Source organism: Alteromonas sp. BL110, assembly GCF_003443615.1.
GTDB lineage: Bacteria > Pseudomonadota > Gammaproteobacteria > Enterobacterales > Alteromonadaceae > Alteromonas.
In genome coordinates this window covers 1,873,419-1,892,519 of sequence record NZ_CP031967.1, presented here as the reverse complement: position 1 = coordinate 1,892,519, position 19,101 = coordinate 1,873,419, and the positions used below count along the sequence as shown (strand labels likewise).

Sequence of the window (19,101 nt, the reverse complement as noted above, 5' to 3'; positions counted from 1 at the left end):
AGAAATGTTTGTTCTCGCAAAGCTATCTCTCTCTGCTTTCTTAGCCTTCTCAGCCTTCTCAGAGCGCTCAGCCTACGGGGTCTCTGTGGTACTTTATCTTTCTGCTATAACCGTAAGACGCTAGCCACAGCACGCATCCTCCCAATGGGATCACCCAAAACGCCGTGGTAAGGGGTACGAAGTTAGCCCAAAGCCCGGTAGAAAAAGAAGCCACTTGCACCCCGGTAGAATTACCGATAATAGCAATACCAGAAAGTACAGGGCCGTTGTCGCTGTCGATATTCATTGCCGCAGACAGTGCAAGCGGGAAAAGCCCTCCTAGCCCTAAACCTAGCAATAAATTACCCGCGCCTATGCCATAGAAAGTCGGCATCATTTTAAGAGCAAATACGCCAGCAAGCGAAGCGGTGGCCATGAGTACTATCATGCGATGCACGGACACAAAGCGAAGTAGAAATGGAAAGGTCAAGCGGCTTATCACCATACCCGCTGTAAAGCAGGCGAGTAAATTACGCGACTGTTCACCGCTAAAGCCTAAGCCGTTTTGCGCATAGCTTACAAACCAGTTAGCGTTACCAAACTCTACCGCGCCATAGCCAAACGTGAGCAGGGTTAGAAATATAAAAACAGGCTGTTTGATAATAGTGCCAAATGCCAAGGTTTTCTTCGGCTGTTTTGGTTGACCTTTAAGCACTTTTGCCTGCGACCGCGCCGCAATGAAGGTATAGCAGGATAGAATAATCATCACGCCTGCTACGACTTGAATAGGCAATCGCCAGTTTTGTTCAATGAGATATAACAGTGTTACAAAGAACGAGGCTGCAAATGTACCTAGGCTGAACATAAAGTCCATTAAGCCCATCATAGTAAAGCGCTTTTCTACGTACATCCGCGCAATCAATGTGTGCCCTATGGTAAAAATCGTTGAACTCACCACACCGATTAATACGGCTAACACTAGAAACCATTGCCAAGATGACAGTATTGAAACCAAAAGCAGAAGCCCCGTATTCATACTGAATAGGGTAGCTAGCAGGGGCATGTACTCAAATCGGCTGGCATATTTGCCACCAATTACGGCACCTAACATCATGCCCACCGAAAATAGCGAGAACAAAGCACCGCTGACGACCTCAGACATCTGCAAATCAGCGGCAATATCAGGCAGCAGTATTCCCCATAGAAGAAATAACTTACCAATTAAGAAAAAACCGGCAAAGATAACAATGGTAGCGGGAAGTCGACTCATTAAGGCTCCACGGTTAACGTCAGTTCGATGACATCGGATACGGGCTTGAGGGCACAGCGTTGATATGCCCCTTAATCACAAAGTGAACCTTCAGAGGACGCTGAACTTTACTGTGCAATAAAGAACAGCTGCCCTTAATTATCGCATAATCACTACCTTTACAGACTGCTGGTAGTCGCAGTTAAATGCAAGCGAAAGCGTTTTCCCTTTTTCATCCCATGCTACCGGTACGCTATGGCCATCTACTAAAACACGCGAAGGTTTTTGGCTAAAACCATGCACCACGTAGGTGATGTTGCGCTGCTTCGGCATACCGATATAGCTGCCCTCACTGCTAAGCAAAAGGGTTAACTCAGCGTTATCATCAACTGACGAGCGTAGCTGTAAACTAGTGTACAAACCTTTTTCAACAGACGCTGGATTCTTACCGTCATCTTCGTAATAGGTGTAAGAAGAGGAAGTTACAAAGCTGTCGTGCCAGTAATGTATCTCTAGCTCGCGAGCATTAAACTGCTCTGTACGGCTAAGCCCTTTTGACATCGGCATAAAGCTGCCTGCTTTAACCCATACAGGGAAGTTTTCTTTAGTTAACGGGTAATCTACCGTTTGCCCGCCTTGGTATTTGGTGTTTGAGAAAAAGTCGAACCAAACGCCTTCAGGAAGAGCTGTCGGCCATTGTGTCTGGTCAGGGCTAGTCACGGGTGACACTAACAGCGCGTCGCCCCATAAATAGCTGTCAGCGTTTTCAAACCATGAGCTTTCACCGTACGCCATAGCTAATGGGCGCATTAATGGCGTGCCGTAAAGCGCATTTTCAAAGGCCAATGAATAGTTATAAGGCAGCATGTCGTAGCGAAGTTGGATAAACTTGCGCGCAATAGACTTCACGGGGTCGGCATGGAAAACAGGCTCTGGGGCAATATTATCTTGAGCGTGAGGCCTAAATACCGGTGAAAAAGTACCGAACTGAAGCCAGCGGGTATAAAGCTCGGCATCAAAGGTTTCGCCTCCGGCAAACCCACCTAAATCAGAATGGGTATATGCCATACCAAAGACACTCATTTGAAGTGCTAATTCTACTTGTGGCTTAAGCCCGCCCCAGCTTCGGCTTACGTCTCCAGTCCAAGGCACCATACCGTAGCGTTGGCTGCCCAAAAAGCCAGAGCGCATGAGTACGAACGGGCGCGTATCAGGCTGAAGCTCTGTTAAGTTGTTATATACGGTTTTCGCCCACTGATGTCCGTAGGCATTGTGCACTTCTGCTCCACTTACTTTTTTCGACTGCCACATGTGCTGAACATCATCAGGGTGTACTTCAGGCTCGCCCAAGTCGCCCCACCAGCCAGCAACACCCTGTGCAGCAAGCTTTTCATAGTATTGCCAAAACCAGTCTTGGCCGCTTTCACTGAACACATCAACAAGGCCGGTATTGCCAAAATAAAAATCGAAGGTATACGGCGTGCCATTATCGTTTTGAACAAGGGCATTATTGGCAACAGCGCTTTCCCATTGCTTTGACGTCGTAAGAATAAACGGTTCTGTTATAAGCACGGTTTTTACGTCTTGAGCGCGTAGCTCGCTAATCATTTTTTCAGGCTCAGGGAAAGTGGCAGTGTCCCAGCTTAAGTTCCCCATGTGCCCTTTTATGTCTTTACCAAACCAGTAAAGGTCTAGTACCACAGCATCAACGGGAATATCTTGCGCGTTAAAGGCATCGACAACATCCATCACTTCATTTTGTGATTTATAGCCAAATCGAGACGCAAAGTTACCTAAAAGCCAACGCGGCGGAAGCGGCTGTTTTCCCGTGACTGCTACGGTATTCGTAACCGTATCTTCTAAATTTTCACCCAACACCATGATATAGCTAGCACGGCCGCCTTGTGCCTTGAATAGCAACTCGTCGCTGTTCGTTTTGCCAATATCTAGCTCACCAGAAGCGGTGTTATCGAACAATACGCTGTAATTTTTTGACGACATCACAGCCGACAAGCCAAAGTACATCTGATTTGAAGACGTGGTGTAACCATAGTGTGCTTTGTTATATAGCGGCATGCTATGACCACGACGATCCATACCTAAAACCCGCTGGCCGCCACCATAAAGTTTTTCGTTTTCATCTAATGCAAACGACAGGCTGACACCATCCTCGGTAATTGCCAGCCCGTCCCGCTCGTTGGCGACGACTTCACCGTTTAACGCATAGCTTATTGAGTGACTTTGCTTATCAATGCTCGCTGAAACATCGCTGTAGGTTAGCGTGATGGAAGTCGGGGTTTCAGAGAGTTCAACAGCAAGCATGCTTGTACTTTTACCTCCCGGAAGAGCCATAGACGGCAGGTTTTCATAGGGCTTACCGTTATCGTCTTTTATAAAAGTAACTTGGAAGCTCTGATTACCTAATGCTGTTACAACAAAGTCGTTAGTGTCTGTATCAACGTGAAGGGAGTGATCATCTAAAGAGAATTTCTCAACGTCGGCTGCTGCATTACCTGATAATAATGCAACAACAGGCAAAGTCGCCAACAGGCTGCGTGTGAACGCTGTGCTAATTGTGGAAGATAAAACCGAACGCGTGTGTCTTTTCGACATGCTAAAACCCTTTATACTATTTCGGTGTTGCACACACTGAAAACCTTTTTATGTTAATTAAATGATAACGGCAGCCAGTAGTGACTTAAATAAACATACGTATTCATTGTGTGAAAAATGTTAACGGGCATAAAAAAGCCCGCAACACGGTGCGGGCAAAACATCAATCACGTTGAGTGTGATGAACGTTGGGAAGGGGCGGACCGTGTGTTAGTTACCCGGTCCGGCTTTAACGATAGCGTCGCTAACGTCATATTTTTCAAAATTCTGTTTAAAGTCGTTAACTAAGTTAGCGGCGTATTCGTTGTACTTCTCTTTGTCAGCCCACGTGTTCTGAGGCACAAGCAAATTGCTGTCTACACCGTCTACTGCCACTGGCACATCTAGGTTTAACGCGTCAATGTGCTGGGTTTCAACATCAGCCAAATTACCCGATACAATGGCATCAATAATGGCGCGTGTGGTAGGGATATCAAAACGGCTACCTGTGCCGTAAGGGCCGCCTGTCCAACCGGTATTAACTAAGTAAACCTTTGCGCCGAACGCTTTAACGCGTTTAATCAGAAGCTCTGCATACACGCCTGCTGGACGTGGGAAGAAAGGCGCACCAAAACAGGTTGAGAAAGTAGATTCAATATCGCTAGTAGAGCCAATCTCAGTAGAGCCTACTTTCGCTGTGTAACCGCTTAGGAAGTGATACGCCGCAGCCTCTTCACTTAACACTGAAACAGGAGGCAATACGCCACTTACGTCACAGGTCAAAAATACGACTGAGCGAGGTTCGCCACCACGGTTTTCTGCAACACGCTTTTCAATATGTGAAAGTGGGTAAGCTGCTCGCGAGTTTTGGGTTAGCGATGTATCGGTGTAATCTGGCGTGCGTGTCTCATCTAACACTACGTTTTCCAAAATAGTACCGAACTTAATTGCATTCCAAATGACGGGCTCATTCTTTTGAGATAGGTCGATACATTTAGCGTAACAACCGCCTTCAATGTTGAATACGCTACCTGGAGCCCAGCCGTGCTCGTCGTCGCCAATTAGGAAACGCTTAGGATCGGCTGAAAGCGTAGTTTTACCTGTACCTGAAAGACCAAAGAACAAGGTCACATCGCCTTCTTCACCTACGTTGGCAGAACAGTGCATAGGTAGTACGTCTTTTGCTGGAAGCAGGAAGTTTTGCACTGAGAACATGGCTTTTTTCATTTCACCCGCGTAACGCATGCCAGCAAGCAACACACGCTTTTTCGCGAAGTTAATGATAACTGTGCCGTCGCTGTTTGTGCCGTCACGCTCTGGTTCACAGGTAAAACCAGGCACGTTTAGAATTTGCCAAGGCTGGTCGCCTTTAACATTCCACTTCTCTGGGATAATAAAAAGGTTACGAGCAAAAACGTGCTGCCACGCAGTTTGCGTTCTTACCTCAAGGGATAAAGCATGTTCAGGGTCAGAGCCCACTTGAAGGTGTGAAAGAAAGTGTTCTTGGGTAGACAGATAAGCTTCAACTCTATCCCACAGTGCATCGAATTTGGCAGCTTCAAAAGGCTTATTAACCTTGCCCCAGTCGATGTCGTTCTCTGTTGTTGGCTCTTTAACGATAAATCGATCGTTTGGAGAGCGCCCCGTACGTTTGCCGGTTTCAACGACAAGCGCACCGTTTTTGTCTAATACACCTTCGCCGCGCAATACTGCGCGTTCGATAAGCTCTGCATTTGGCAGGTCGATAAGTGGCGTTACTTTCAGTTCCGTTTGAATTGAGGCTGCTGCGGTCATGGCTGTTACCCTATATGTAATTTTTCAAAAGCACTTTCAAAAAAGTATCACCTCTTCAAGTGTAAAGTAAATAAGGGCCAGGGCGCATTTATAAGACATATAACCACTATTAAAAATGCTGAGATTTCATAAATATTGTAAATTAATTACAGTAAAAGCGTTTTCCCTAGATATAATTGCAGAAAATATGGGTAGCGAGGCTTGTATGATCGATGAATTTCATAATAAAAAATGCGTATTTTTTTTGAAAGTTGAAGCGAAAGCTTCCAATAAACCCAAAAAATAGGGAAGACAACAGGTCGTTGAAAACTTAAACACTTACTGCTGACTACTTTTTAACCACAAGTGAAGTATGAAGCTTCTTCTTTGGCTCTTTTAACGCATCTTTAGCATGAAAAGAAAAAGCCCTTTAAAGGAAGAGCTTTTTCTATAGTGCTTATGTAGGTGTCATGGTTTGCTTTGTGGCTAATGCCTAAAACCATTTACTGACTAAAATAGCTACTGATTAGAAGAGGATACGTCGAAGTTACCGCTGTGAATAGCCTCTACATCGATACTATCGAAGCGATATTCAGTATGACAGTATTGGCAGTTCATCTTTATTGCGCCTTCTTCAGCAATAATAGCGTGAAGTTCAGACTTCTCAACGTGACGAAGTGCTTCTGCGCTGCGCTCTTTTGAGCATGAGCAGGCAAAGGTTACGTCCTTCGCTGGATACATTTCCACGTCTTCTTGGTGATAAAGACGATATAAAATGTCTTCAACCGACAAAGAAAACATCTCTTCTTTGGTCAACGTTTCAGTCAATTTAGAGATATGAGCAAATTCATTGGCTTGCGACACATCAGTGGCGCTGGCATCGGTAGGTAAGACCTGAAGTAACACACCCGACGCTTTCGCGTTTTTGGGGTCACTCATGTCTGTCATTAGATGAACGCTGGTTGCAAGCTGTTCCGACTGCGCAAAGTAGCCTTCAATACATTCAGCAAGAGACGGTTTATCTAAAGCTACTACGCCCTGATAACGCTCGCCTTCATCTGGTGTAATCGTAATAACCAATACGGCCTGCGATAATAGTTCAGAAAAAGAATCTGGCAGTGTATCCAGTGTCTCATCCCACCGTGCCACACCGCGAAGCGTTTGCTCATGTGTTGCATTTAATACCGCGTAACTTACTGGCCCTTTGCTTTGAATTTGCAGTGAAATTTCACCTTTAAACTTAAGCGTTGCCGTTAAAAGTGACGTCGCCGCCGCCATTTCACTTAGCAAGGTTTGAATTTGCACTGGGTATTCGTAGCTGTGCACTATGTTCTTCAGGCTTTCATCTAGGCGTACTAATTCGCCTCGAACGTTAGCTTGAGTAAATAGAAAGCGGTGTAATTTATCGAAATCGCTCATAAATGATCCTGTTGAGCAGCAAATTATTGCTGCTTAAATTTAATAATCTGTCGTCGCTGCTTTTTATCAGGTCTATGATCTGGTTTGGGACTGTGAAACGCGCTCACTTTTCGAGCGGCTTGGTTTTCTTCACGTTTTGTTACACTTTCAGCCGTTTCTTCAAAAAGCGCCTGCGCCAAAGGCGCACTTAAACGCTTATCACTTAAGCCTAGCACCTTTATTTCACGAATATCCCATCCGGCGGGAACTTTAATCATGGCACCAAGCTCTACATGCTTACCAGGTTTGGCTCGTTGCCCGTTGTACTGGACCTTTCCCGACTGCACCATGTCTCTAGCGATGGCGCGAGTCTTAAAGAACCTTGCAGCCCATAGCCACTTGTCCAGCCTAATATTTTGTGGTGTATTGTTATTTTCCGATTGGCTCATGTAATAATTTCGTAATGGTGCGGCTTTAGTGTTTGACCCTCACCTTTACTAGGCTATTATGGGTTTGCTAAAGCGCGGTTAACCAAAAATTCACTATATTATAATAAAGCAGTACCATCAGTGGCAGCATGACATTCAATAAACCCAATTCACAATCTCTGGTTGTTTATCTAAGCCAGCATCAAAAACAGCTACATACCATAGTAGTGGTTCTGCTTAGCCTGTACTTAATTGCGTTTGCTGCCAAACTCGTGTGGCGAATTATACCTGAACCTCAACTATCTGCGACACCCACAGTAAGCCGAGCTCCGGTTATTTCATCGTCATCAGGCAAAAGTGGGGTCAACATAGCGAAAATACAACAGCTGAATTTATTTGGTAATGCGGCAGCTAAACCCGCTGAACCCGTTGCTGAAGTAACCGATGCTCCTGAAACGCGTTTGAATCTAACTCTAACAGGTGTAGTAGCAAGTTCAGAACAAGAAGCTGGTACGGCGATTATTGAAAACCGTGGAAGCCAAGCGGTCTATGGTTTAGGCGAAAAAATTGAAGGCACCAATGCCACGCTGCAGAAAGTGTATAACGATCGCGTCATTATTAAAAACGGGGTAAGAAACGAAACCCTGATGCTAGATGGCATTGATTACGACGAAGCTAATCGTCGCCGTGAAACACAGACCCGACAACGCCCAGCATCAAAGCAGGAAGAAGATAGATCACAGTTAAGCGAAGAAGCATTAGAAGCAACCGCGGCACTTCGTGAGCGGCCTGCTAGCTTTACAGATTTTATTTCCATATCGCCGAAAACCGAGGAAGGCCAGCTTATTGGTTATCAAGTTAGTCCCGGGAAAGAGCCTGAGTTATTCAAATCGGCCGGACTTCAAGCTGGCGATGTCATTACACAAATAAATGGGTTAGACCTTACCGACTTGCAACAATCGCAAGAGGCACTGTCTGAGCTACGCAATGCACAAAATATAGAATTAACGATTATTCGAGATGGCAGTTTAACCACGCTCTACTTAGATTTACCCGAGGCGTAACAACAACTAAAACGGTAACGGCTCGCTTTTTTACTAGTAAGCGTTTGTATGAGGTCAGCACTGTAACTGACAAGCAATTCAGCCATCGACATGTTAGGAAATGAAGGAAGTTAGAATGAAAAGGCGCACTAGCCACAAATTATTATCTCGCTTAGGCACAGCTATGTGTACGGCGCTTCTGTGTTTCTCGGTGACAGCCGCTGAATACATGCCTAATTTCAAAGATACTGACATTAATGAATTCATCAATATTGTTGGCAAAAACCTTGAGCGAACCATTATTGTCGACCCTAACGTACGCGGCAAAATTAGCGTACGCAGTTATGACATGCTTAATGAAGATCAATACTATCAATTTTTCCTAAATGTACTGCAAGTTTACGACTTCGCGGTAGTTGAAATGCCTAGCGGTATTTTAAAAGTTGTACGTTCAAAAGACGCAAAAACCTCTAATATTCCAGTAGTGGAAGGGGCGCAACAAGACGGCGATGAGTTTATTACCCGCGTTGTACCGGTCTATAACGTGCCAGTACGTGAGCTTGCTCCCATTTTGCGACAGCTTAACGATCAAGCAGGTGGTGGTAACGTGGTAAGTCACGACCCATCAAACGTTATGATGTTGACAGGCCGCGCCGCGGTGGTGAATCGTCTTGTGGAAATCATTGAACGGGTAGACCGCGCAGGCGATGAAGAAGTGGAAATCGTAAAGCTTCGCTACGCGTCAGCATCTGAAATGGTGCGAATTATCGAAAGCATCAATAAGTCGCAAGGCAAAGCGAATACCGGCGCAAAGTCAGAGCCTCGCGTGGTAGCTGACGATAGAACTAACTCGGTTATCGTAAGTGGCGATGTTAAAGCGCGTCAGCGTCTTATTAACCTTATTCAGCGTATGGACCAAGAGCTTGAGTCTAACGGCAACACTCGCGTATTGTTCCTTAACTACGCAAAAGCAGAAGATCTAGTTAAGGTACTTCAAGGCGTATCGGCCAGCATTCAAGCAGAAGAGCAAGGCAGCGGCACCACCTCACGCCGAGCAAGTTCGAACCGCGAAATCAGCATTGACGCACATGAAGACTCTAACGCCATCGTAATCACCGCCGAACCGGACATGATGCGCTCGCTTGAGGAAGTGGTGCGACAGCTAGATATTCGCCGTGCGCAGGTACAAGTTGAAGCCATTATCGTTGAAGTGTTTGAAGGCGATGGCAACACATTTGGCGTACAGTGGGTTTCAGAACAAGGTGGCGGCACGCAATTTAGCAACGGTGTAGTTCCCGTAGGTTCATTAGCGGTAGCCCTTAAACAAGCAGAAGATGATACAGACACCGAAGCCTATGTTACCGATGACGGTGAAGTGGTAACCGTTACCACCACTGATGAGGGCGACTATACTTCACTAGCAAGCCTTTTAGGCGGAGCTAATGGATTAATTGCTGGTATTATCGAAAATGGCTGGGGTGCAGTTGTCCAAGCGGTAAGCACTGATACCAATTCCAATATCCTTGCCACACCTCACCTAACTACGATGGACAACGAAGAAGCCTTTTTCATTGTAGGTCAGGAAGTACCGATTATTACCGGTACCACTACGGGCTCGAATAACTCTAACCCGTTCCAAACGGTGGACCGTCAAGAAGTGGGTATTAAGCTAAAAGTAACGCCACAAATTAACGAAGGCGATGCCGTTCAGCTATTGATTGAACAAGAGGTGTCGAGCGTAAGCGGTGCAACTTCAGTAGATATTTCAATCAACAAACGTGAAATCAAGACCACAGTAATCGTTGATGATGGTGGCACTATTGTACTAGGTGGCTTGATTGATGAAGACGTACAAGAAAGTGTTTCGAAAGTTCCTTTGCTTGGTGATATTCCTATTTTAGGTCACTTGTTTAAAAGTACATCCACCACTAAACGTAAGCGCAACCTAATGGTGTTCTTAAAGCCGACTATTGTCCGTGATGGTGCGACTATGAACGCTATTAGCCACCGTAAGTATAACTATATGCGTGCGCTTCAGCTTAAACGTCAGCAGGAAGGTATTACGCTAATGCCAAGTGCGGAAACACCTACAATGCCGAACTGGGACGATGAATTGTCGCTTCCTCCTTCTTTTGAAGAATATCTGACAGAAAAAGAGAAGCAAAAAGAAGGCAATGAGTAGTATGGCGGATGAACAACTTACTCAAGCACTAGAGGCGCAAGAAGAAGCCCTAGAAGCCATGGGTGAAGAGACTGGCTTACCCGAAGAAGAAGCCGGCCCTAAGCAGTTATCGTTTAGTTTTGCTAAGCGCAACCAAGTGTTGCTGGAAACCAACGAGACGCCAGCTATACTGTATTTTACAGAAAATACGCCGTTCGATGTATTTGCTGAAGTTAGGCGCTTTTATGGGGAACCGTTTGTACCTAAAACTATCCCTGCTGACGAGTTTGAAAACCTATTAACCAGTGCGTTTCAGCGCGATAGCTCTGCGGCGAAACAGCTAATGGAAGACCTTGGCAATGAAAGCGACTTGTTCGCCCTTGCCGAAGACTTGCCTGACACTGAAGACCTCCTAGACAGTGAAGATGATGCACCTATCATCAAGCTTATAAATGCCATGTTAGGCGAAGCGATAAAAGAGGGTGCGTCGGATATTCACATAGAAACCTTTGAGAATCAGCTTGTAGTTCGCTTCCGCGTAGACGGTGTATTACGGGAGATTTTGCGTCCTAACCGCAAGCTTTCATCTATGTTGGTTTCGCGTATCAAGGTAATGGCGAAATTAGACATTGCTGAGAAACGCGTACCTCAAGATGGTCGTATTACGCTTCGCATCGCCGGTCGCGCTGTGGATGTGCGTGTTTCTACCATGCCGTCAAGTCATGGCGAACGTGTGGTGCTACGCCTTCTAGATAAGAACAATGCGCGTCTGAATCTAGAAGATTTAGGCATGACGCTTCAAAACCGAAACCATTTTTCGTCTCTGATCAGAAAGCCCCACGGCATTATTTTGGTTACCGGCCCAACAGGCTCGGGTAAAAGTACCACCCTGTACGCAGGGCTAACCGAAATTAACTCGCGGGATAGAAACATATTAACCGTTGAAGACCCTATCGAATTTGACCTTCCAGGTATTGGTCAAACACAAGTGAACCCTCGTGTAGATATGACCTTTGCCCGCGGGCTTCGCGCTATTTTGCGTCAAGACCCTGATGTAGTCATGGTGGGTGAGATCCGCGACATCGAAACCGCGCAAATTGCTGTTCAAGCCAGTTTAACCGGTCACTTGGTACTATCTACACTGCATACCAATACTGCAGCAGGTGCTATCACCCGTCTAGAAGACATGGGTATTGAGCCTTTCTTGCTGTCATCTAGCTTATTGGCCGTATTGTCACAGCGACTTGTACGTACCCTTTGCCCAGAATGCAAAAAGCCACATACACCAGACGCTTCTGAACTTGAAGTACTAGGGCAAATTGCGACGAGCGACACCACTATTTTCAAACCCCATGGCTGCGCAGCGTGTAATCAAACTGGTTACCGTGGCCGTACCGGCATTCACGAGCTGTTGTTAGTTGATGAAAAAGTGCGTGAAATGATGCACGAAGGCGTGGGCGAACAAGCTATTGAACGTTATATCAGAACCTCGACCCCAAGCATTCGTGAAGACGGCTGCAGCAAGGTGCTAGTAGGAGAAACCTCTCTTGAGGAAGTGCTTCGAGTAACGAGGGAAGACTAAATGGCGGCATTCGCTTATAAAGCGGTTAATGCCCGCGGTAAAAATACAAATGGGGTACTTGAAGGCGATAATGCCCGTCAGGTGCGTCAACAGCTGCGTGAAAAAGGCTTAATTCCGTTAGAAGTCGAGCAAGTTGCAGAGCGGTCACAAACCGAAGGCAAAGGGCTTGCTTTTTCATTGTTTAAGCCACGTATTTCAGCATCGGACTTAGCGCTTCTTACACGCCAACTTGCTACCCTTGTCGAATCAGCACTTCCTGTTGAAGAAGCACTACTTGCTGTTGCCGAACAGTGCGAAAAGCCCCGTCAGAAGAACATGATGATGGCGGTACGCAGTAAAGTGGTGGAAGGCCACGGCCTTGCCGACGCGCTTGCACAGTTTCCCAGCGTTTTTGATGAGCTATACCGTGCAATGGTTGCAGCTGGCGAAAAATCAGGTCACCTTGATACCGTGCTTAATCGGCTAGCTGACTACACAGAGCGCAGACAGCAAACCCGCAGCCAAATCACTCAAGCGATGATTTACCCGTCGTTGATGCTGTTCTTTGCAATGGGTATCGTATTGCTGCTGTTGACCGTAGTAGTGCCCAAAATTGTTGGCCAGTTCGACCACATGGGGCAAGACCTCCCGGGCATCACCCAATTCCTTATATCGGTAAGTACATGGCTACAAAACTATGGTTTATTTATGCTTATCGGCATAGGCGTTCTTATTGTTATTATTCAGCGCGTGCTGCAGCAAAAGCACATGAAACTACGCTATCACAAAGCACTTTTAACCCTGCCTTTAATTGGCAGAGTTTCGCGGGGCTTAAATACCGCACGCTTTGCTCGCACCTTAAGTATACTAAGTGCCAGCGCAGTGCCGCTACTCGAAGCTATGCGTATTTCAGGCGATGTATTGGAAAATCAGCATATTAAAAATCAAGTAGCCGATGCGGCAGTCAACGTCAAAGAAGGCTCCAGCTTGCGCGCCGCGTTAGATAACACGAAAATGTTTCCGCCAATGATGATGCACATGATTGCATCAGGTGAAAAGTCCGGCGAGCTACAGCAAATGCTATCTCGCGCCGCAGATAATCAAGATAGGGAATTCGAAGCGCTTATTGGTGTCTCACTTAAGGTATTTGAACCCTTACTTATTGTATCGATGGCAGGCATTGTCTTGTTTATCGTTATGGCAATATTGCAACCAATTTTAGCATTGAACAACATGGTGAATATTTAATGAAAACACTTAATCGCAGTTCTGGTTTCAGTTTGATTGAAGTCATGGTCGTACTTCTAATCATCGGTATTATGGCCTCGATGGTTGCACCACAAATTTTGGGTAACCAAGAGGAAGCGCAGCTTAAAAAGGCCGCGGTAGACATTCAGCAAATGGAAAGTGCGCTTGAAATGTACAAACTGCGTAACAACCGCTTCCCAACCACTGAACAAGGTCTGGACGCGCTAGTAACAGCGCCGACTATCGACCCTATTCCACGCAACTACCCAGAAGGTGGCTTTATCAAGCGTCTACCTGAAGATCCATGGGGCAACCCATATGCGTTAATTAGTCCGGGAGAGCTTGGCGTAGTGGATATTTTCTCTAATGGTCCAGACGGTGAGCCGGGTACTGATGACGACATTGGTAACTGGAACATCAACGAATACTTGAACTAACCTATATGCGCTACCGCAGCAGTACATCGGCTTATAAAGCAGGCTTTACCTTATTAGAAGTCATGCTGGTACTGCTGCTTATGGGCTTGGCGGCGGGTTACGTTATGTTTAACGCCTTCGGCGCAAGTAAGTCAGACCTATTAAAAAACCAAGCACAACGTCTACAGGTGATTGTTGATATGGCCAGCGACTTTGCGGTGTTAAATCAGCAGCAGCTGGGCGTGCGTTTTGAAGCCAACAAAAACGAATACTACTTCGTTTACTTAGACGACGATGATGAGTGGCAGCGTATCGAAGGCGAAAAAACCTACGAGCCTTACACCTTACCCGAACCTTTTACCTTCACCTTAAATTTAGATGACCTCCCATGGGATGTTGAAGATAGACTATTTGACAGAGAATTATTCGACGAGAACCTAAGTGTTTCTGACGAAGGCGTTGAAATAGGTAAAGAAGAAGAGAAAAAGCTACCGCCACCGCAAGTGCTGATTATGTCGAGCGGAGAAATTACACCTTTTACCCTATCGTTTAATTATGAAGGCGATGACGGCGACGACCCTGTCTACTACAGCTTACAAAACCAAGACTTACCGCCTTTAGTGCTTGAAGGTCCCCTGGAGCGTCCACTATGAAACTGTCTATTATGAGTGCGCCCCGTATGAGCTCTACCACCGTAAGTACACTTGTAAAGCGCGGCGCTTATAATAAACGCCATAAGCAACGAGGTTTAACCCTACTTGAAGTTATGGTGGCCCTGCTTATTTTTGCACTAACAGGTACAGCGGTACTTAAAGCAGCTGGTGAGCATTTATCTAGCGTCGGCCAAATAGAGTCTGTCACTTTTGCCAATTGGGTGGCGAGCAACCGCCTAAACCAACTTCAGCTAGATACTACCTGGCCGCCAAAAAATAATTTAAAAGGCACCATGGAAATGGCAGACCGCACCTGGTACTGGCAACAAACCGTTGCGAAGACCAACGATAACGACTTACGTGCAGTTACCGTTTCGGTAGGCGAAGACGAAAGCTACAAAAGCTCAGTGACATCGGTTACCACCTTTGTGGCTAAGCCAACGGCGGGGAACTAGCATGCAGCGCGGTTTTACGCTTATAGAAATACTGATTGCCATGGCCATATTCACTCTCATCGGGCTGGCGTCAACGGGCTTACTCACCACAGTTATCGACAGTAATGATATTTCACAAGAGCGTTTTGCCAAGCTCCAATTGCTACAGCGGGCCATGATCACTATTGAACGAGATCTGCAACAAGCTGTGCCTCGCGCTTCTCGTGTAAACGGTGAAAAGCAAGATGTGGTAATGGCAGGTGGGGAAACCGACGACAGCGATGATGATGGTATTGGTTTTGTGCGAGGCGGTTGGCACAATCCGCAGCTAATGCTGCCAAGAAGTACCTTGCAGTTTGTTGCCTACAGGCTTAAAGAAAACAAGCTTGAGCGTCTTTATAGCAATTACGTGGATAATGTTATTGGCTACGAACCCAAAGTACGGGTGCTGCTAGAAGACGTTGAAAGTTTAAAAATTGAGTTTCTCGCCACCTCGAGCAGCAGCTCATTAGATGAAGACGAGGATATCTCGTGGAGTGAAAGCTACAAAGGCGCGGCACTACCTCGGGCAGTCGCGATAGAGTTTGTAAGTAAAGACTTTGGCAAAATTCGAAGGGAATTCACCTTAACCACGGGTGAATCGTCATAATGCCAAACACAGGAACACGCTTTTTAAAAAACCATACGCGCGCTAAGGCTGCAACATGTAAGCGTCTACTGTCTAGCCCACCTGCGAAGCAAAAGGGTGTGGCACTAATGATTGTGCTGATGATTGTGGCATTAGTGGCCGTGCTGGCTACAGAAATGGGCACGCGACTGCAGCTACAAGTGCAGCGCACTATGAATTTAAAAGATAATAATCAGGCCTATTGGTACGCCATGGGCGCCGAAGCTTTCGCACGCAAGTCAATTCAGTCGCTGATAGAGGAAAGCCCAGATACTATTTCTATTGACCAACCTTGGGCACAAGAATTTAGCTATCCGTTAGAAAACGGTGGCCTAACGGCTAATTTAGAAGACCTTCAAGCTTGCTTTAATCTTAACGCGATAACATCGGGTAGTGCTTCGAATGACGAAAATAGCGCCTCGAGTAATACCACCGAAGCTATGGAAGCCTTCCACACCATGCTGCTATCGCTAAGTGTAGATGGGCTGGATAACTTTACCGCCGATACACTGCGCGACAGCTTAGCAGACTGGGTGGATGAAGATGATAGTATGCGCCCCTATGGCGCAGAGGACAGCGAGTATGAGTCAAGAGAGTTTGCATACCTTGCGGCTAACGGACCACTGGCATCGAAAAGTGAATTGCGTATTATTAACGGGGTATCACCAGCGTGGCTGGGCGACTTAATGCCTTTGGTTTGCGTGATCCCAGATTACAGTGAATTGAAAATAAACGTTAATACGTTAGAAGAAGAAGATGCGCCACTGCTAGCGGGTTTAACAGGGCTTGATATACAGCAAGCTGCGAGTTTACTCAGCAGCCGTCCGCAAAACGGGTGGGATGATACGAATGCATTTTTAAATGAGCCATCTATTCAAGCGCTTAACCTAACAAGTTCTCGACAAGAATGGTTTGCAGTTAAAACTGAATATTTTATGTTGCATACAAAAACACAATACAACAAAGCAACCTTTAAGCTTTCCACCGTGTTTCATGCAAGTGCCGATAGTGGCGTTAGCATTGTGAATCGCGAGTTTGGGGGAACCTATTAATGGAACAATTATTGGTGCGTTTAGGCGCCAACTACACCGACCCAATAAGCTGGCTCGTTTATTCAAAATCTGAAGACGAGATCATTGCTTCTGGCGAACTACCCAGTGCACAAGACTTATCTACGCTCACTGAGCGCGCTGGTCAGCGAAGCGTTATTGCGTTAGCACCTAGCAGCGAGATACTGCTTAAATGGGTAGACCTGCCGCCCAAAGCAGGGCGCAAAATTATCTCTGCCATTCCATTTATGCTGGAAGACGAATTGGCTACCGACATTAGCCAGCAGTTTTTCGCCATTGGCCCTAAGCGCGGCGACAAACAAGCTGTTGCTGTGGTTAGCCACGAAAAAATGGAGCAGTGGCAAACTTGGCTAAGCGAAGCAGAGTTATTCTGCGACACCATTATTCCTGACGTACTCGCTGTTCCAGTTACCGAAAACGGCTGGTCGGTACTGACTTTAGGTGAACAGCTACTGGTTCGCCAAGATGAATTTAAAGGGGTTCAAGGCGAACAAACTTGGTTGCTTCCTACATTAATACACTTTACTGCGCAGCAGGAAGCGCCTGTGACTATCACGAACTACGCAGGTATCGATTTAAGCAGTCTGCCGAATATTGAAGAAGCACAGGCCCCACTTGAATTGCCTATGCAAGTATTGGCTAAAGAAGCCATGCAAAACAGCTTTAACTTGTGCCAGGGCGAGTACAAAATTAAACGTAAGCGCAGCGGTGTGCTTAGCCAGTGGCGTGTAGCCGCTGTGCTCGCTGTACTTGCATTGTGTACTAGCTTAGTAGATAAAGGCGTTACTCTTTATCAGCTAAAGTCGCAAAACCAAGCACTTAGCAGTGAAATAAGTAGCGCAGTTAAAGCCGGCTTTCCTAACATTGGTACCTATCGCAACGTACGGTTGAAGCTACAAAGCGAACTTGCCAAGTTAGAGCAGGGTGGCGGGGATGCCTCTATGCTTATCATGTTAGACCAGCTGGCCCCCGCGTTTGCATCCACAGACGTTAAGCCGCAAACATTGCGCTTTGACGCTACCCGCACAGAAATTCGACTTCAGGCGCAGGGCAAAAACTTTGAAGCCTTGGAACAGTTTAAACGCAGCGCTGAAAACGTGGGTTTTGTGGTTGAACAGGGTGCTATTAATAATCGTGACAATGGCGTTGTGGGTACAGTGTCAGTAAGGAGTACGTTGTGAACGCGCTTTTAGAAAAATACAAAGCCCTCACTGAACGAGAACAAAAGTTAGTGCTAATTTCTGCAGTAATGGTAGTAATCGCACTGTTTTATTTTGCGGTTTGGTCACCACTTAATGCTGCGCTAGATAAACAAAAACAGCTGCTAGATAACCAACAGTCGCTTTTAGTTTGGGTAAAAGACAGCGCTGCTCGCGCACAACAGTTACGTCGAAGCACAGGCAGTAAGCGGGCTTTTTCGGGGTCGTTACCGCAAGCAGTGAACCGAACAACCGCCCAACATGATATTGCTATTTCCCGTATGCAGCCTCAAGGTGATGAGCTTCAAGTATGGGTAGATCAAGCGCCATTTAATGCGGTTCTAGAGTGGCTTAAGGCCATGGAAAACATGGGCGTAGTTATTCTTCAAGCCGATATAGCTGAAGCGGATGCGCCGGGCTATATCAAAATTCGCCGACTACAGTTAGGTAAAGCATGAAGTCGAAAGTTAGTTGGATCATAGGCGGAATTCTTGCCTTCCTATTGTTTGCTATTGCTTATATGCCCGCACTACAGGTTATTGGTCGTGTAACACTGCCGAATAATGTCTCGGTAAGCGGAGTAAGTGGCACCTTATTTTCTGGTAAAGCACAGACCTTAGTGGTTAACGGTTTGTCTGTTAACAACCTAAAGTGGGAACTTAGCCCACTTCACATGTTACTGGGTAAAATTAAGCTAGACCTTAAAGCAGGTAATATTCGCGATAAAAACGACATCGCGTTTGAAGGGCCTGTTACCACAGGGCTTTTCAGCCAAGATACAATCAATACCGAGAACTTTACGCTGTACTTGCCTGTAGATAGAGTACTTGCACAAGTTCGCCTTCCCTTACCTGTCAATGCAGGCGGACGCTTTAAAGTCTCGTTAAATGAATTAACCTTTGGTCCAGCGTGTGAATCGCTAGATGGCACAGGAGACTGGTTAGACGCGACGGTTGCGGGTACCCAAGGGCCCATTGATTTCGGTACTTACTCAGCGAAACTTCGTTGCGAAGGGAAAGACATTGGCATAATGGTAAGCGAGCCTAACTTGTTAAGTTTATCTATGGACGCGGTTATTCCTACCAACATGAAAAATATCCGCGTTAGCGGTAAATTTAAACCCGACGATAGCTTGCCAAACGAAGTACATCAAGCGGCTCGCTTATTTGGTGCGCCTAATAGCAGTGGCTATATCCCAATTAAGCTTTAACGTGCTAAACCCAATTAATA

Annotated in this window: 17 protein-coding genes; 12 read left to right on the top strand and 5 right to left on the bottom strand. The window is 46.1% G+C overall.

Translation table 11 applies throughout. The features are described 5' to 3' along the window. Window positions 1-67 precede the first annotated feature (67 nt). The 5 genes from D1814_RS08260 to hslR form a co-directional block, all read right to left on the bottom strand. A complete protein-coding gene (locus D1814_RS08260) occupies window positions 68-1,249 on the bottom strand; it encodes an MFS transporter (RefSeq protein WP_118491264.1) in 1,182 nt (393 codons plus the stop codon). Window positions 1,250-1,387: 138 nt separating this feature from the next. Next, window positions 1,388-3,841 carry a TIM-barrel domain-containing protein gene (locus tag D1814_RS08255; protein WP_118491262.1) on the bottom strand — a complete coding sequence of 818 codons (2,454 nt, stop codon included), beginning with the start codon at window positions 3,839-3,841 and terminating at the stop codon, window positions 1,388-1,390. 210 nt (window positions 3,842-4,051) lie between these two features. Next, a complete protein-coding gene (locus tag D1814_RS08250) occupies window positions 4,052-5,614 on the bottom strand; it encodes a phosphoenolpyruvate carboxykinase (protein WP_118491260.1) in 1,563 nt (520 codons plus the stop codon). Window positions 5,615-6,112: 498 nt separating this feature from the next. Next, a complete protein-coding gene (gene hslO / locus D1814_RS08245; protein WP_118491259.1) occupies window positions 6,113-7,012 on the bottom strand; it encodes an Hsp33 family molecular chaperone HslO in 900 nt (299 codons plus the stop codon). Between the two features lie 23 nt (window positions 7,013-7,035). Then, window positions 7,036-7,440, bottom strand: coding sequence for a ribosome-associated heat shock protein Hsp15 (hslR, locus tag D1814_RS08240; protein WP_118491257.1), 405 nt, complete (start codon window positions 7,438-7,440; stop codon window positions 7,036-7,038). A gap of 128 nt (window positions 7,441-7,568) precedes the next feature. Between hslR and gspC the strand changes: the two genes are divergently transcribed. The 12 genes from gspC to D1814_RS08180 all read left to right on the top strand — a co-directional run bounded on the left by gspC (window position 7,569) and on the right by D1814_RS08180 (window position 19,081). Next, window positions 7,569-8,483: a type II secretion system protein GspC gene (gene gspC, locus D1814_RS08235; protein WP_118491255.1), complete on the top strand. Its 915-nt coding sequence runs from the start codon at window positions 7,569-7,571 to the stop codon at window positions 8,481-8,483. Window positions 8,484-8,598: 115 nt separating this feature from the next. Continuing rightward, complete coding sequence (gene gspD, locus D1814_RS08230) at window positions 8,599-10,644, top strand: type II secretion system secretin GspD (protein ID WP_118491253.1); 2,046 nt, start codon at window positions 8,599-8,601, stop codon at window positions 10,642-10,644. 1 nt (window position 10,645) lies between these two features. Next, window positions 10,646-12,205 carry a type II secretion system ATPase GspE gene (gene gspE, locus D1814_RS08225; protein ID WP_118491251.1) on the top strand — a complete coding sequence of 520 codons (1,560 nt, stop codon included), beginning with the start codon at window positions 10,646-10,648 and terminating at the stop codon, window positions 12,203-12,205. Beyond that, window positions 12,206-13,432 carry a type II secretion system inner membrane protein GspF gene (gene gspF / locus D1814_RS08220; protein WP_118491250.1) on the top strand — a complete coding sequence of 409 codons (1,227 nt, stop codon included), beginning with the start codon at window positions 12,206-12,208 and terminating at the stop codon, window positions 13,430-13,432. Further along, entirely contained in the window at window positions 13,432-13,869 is a 438-nt protein-coding gene (gene gspG / locus D1814_RS08215) for a type II secretion system major pseudopilin GspG (protein ID WP_012520130.1), read from the top strand. Before gspF ends, gspG begins: the two co-directional genes overlap by 1 nt. A 5-nt stretch (window positions 13,870-13,874) precedes the next feature. Further along, window positions 13,875-14,501 carry a type II secretion system minor pseudopilin GspH gene (gene gspH, locus D1814_RS08210; protein WP_118491248.1) on the top strand — a complete coding sequence of 209 codons (627 nt, stop codon included), beginning with the start codon at window positions 13,875-13,877 and terminating at the stop codon, window positions 14,499-14,501. Window positions 14,502-14,527: 26 nt separating this feature from the next. Further along, window positions 14,528-14,956 (top strand): type II secretion system minor pseudopilin GspI, encoded by a 429-nt coding sequence (gspI, locus tag D1814_RS08205; protein ID WP_118495347.1) that lies wholly within the window; start codon window positions 14,528-14,530, stop codon window positions 14,954-14,956. Window position 14,957: 1 nt separating this feature from the next. Next, a complete protein-coding gene (gene gspJ, locus D1814_RS08200; protein WP_118491246.1) occupies window positions 14,958-15,584 on the top strand; it encodes a type II secretion system minor pseudopilin GspJ in 627 nt (208 codons plus the stop codon). A gap of 107 nt (window positions 15,585-15,691) precedes the next feature. Continuing rightward, window positions 15,692-16,654, top strand: coding sequence for a type II secretion system minor pseudopilin GspK (gene gspK / locus D1814_RS08195; RefSeq protein ID WP_232369021.1), 963 nt, complete (start codon window positions 15,692-15,694; stop codon window positions 16,652-16,654). Beyond that, the gene (gene gspL / locus D1814_RS08190; protein ID WP_118491243.1) at window positions 16,654-17,853 is read left to right on the top strand and encodes a type II secretion system protein GspL; all 1,200 of its coding nucleotides are present in this window, start codon (window positions 16,654-16,656) and stop codon (window positions 17,851-17,853) included. The genes gspK and gspL overlap by 1 nt, the downstream gene beginning before the upstream one ends. After that, window positions 17,850-18,329, top strand: coding sequence for a type II secretion system protein GspM (gspM, locus tag D1814_RS08185; RefSeq protein ID WP_118491241.1), 480 nt, complete (start codon window positions 17,850-17,852; stop codon window positions 18,327-18,329). Before gspL ends, gspM begins: the two co-directional genes overlap by 4 nt. Then, a complete protein-coding gene (locus tag D1814_RS08180; RefSeq protein ID WP_118491239.1) occupies window positions 18,326-19,081 on the top strand; it encodes a type II secretion system protein N in 756 nt (251 codons plus the stop codon). Before gspM ends, D1814_RS08180 begins: the two co-directional genes overlap by 4 nt. The last annotated feature ends 20 nt before the right edge of the window (window positions 19,082-19,101 follow it).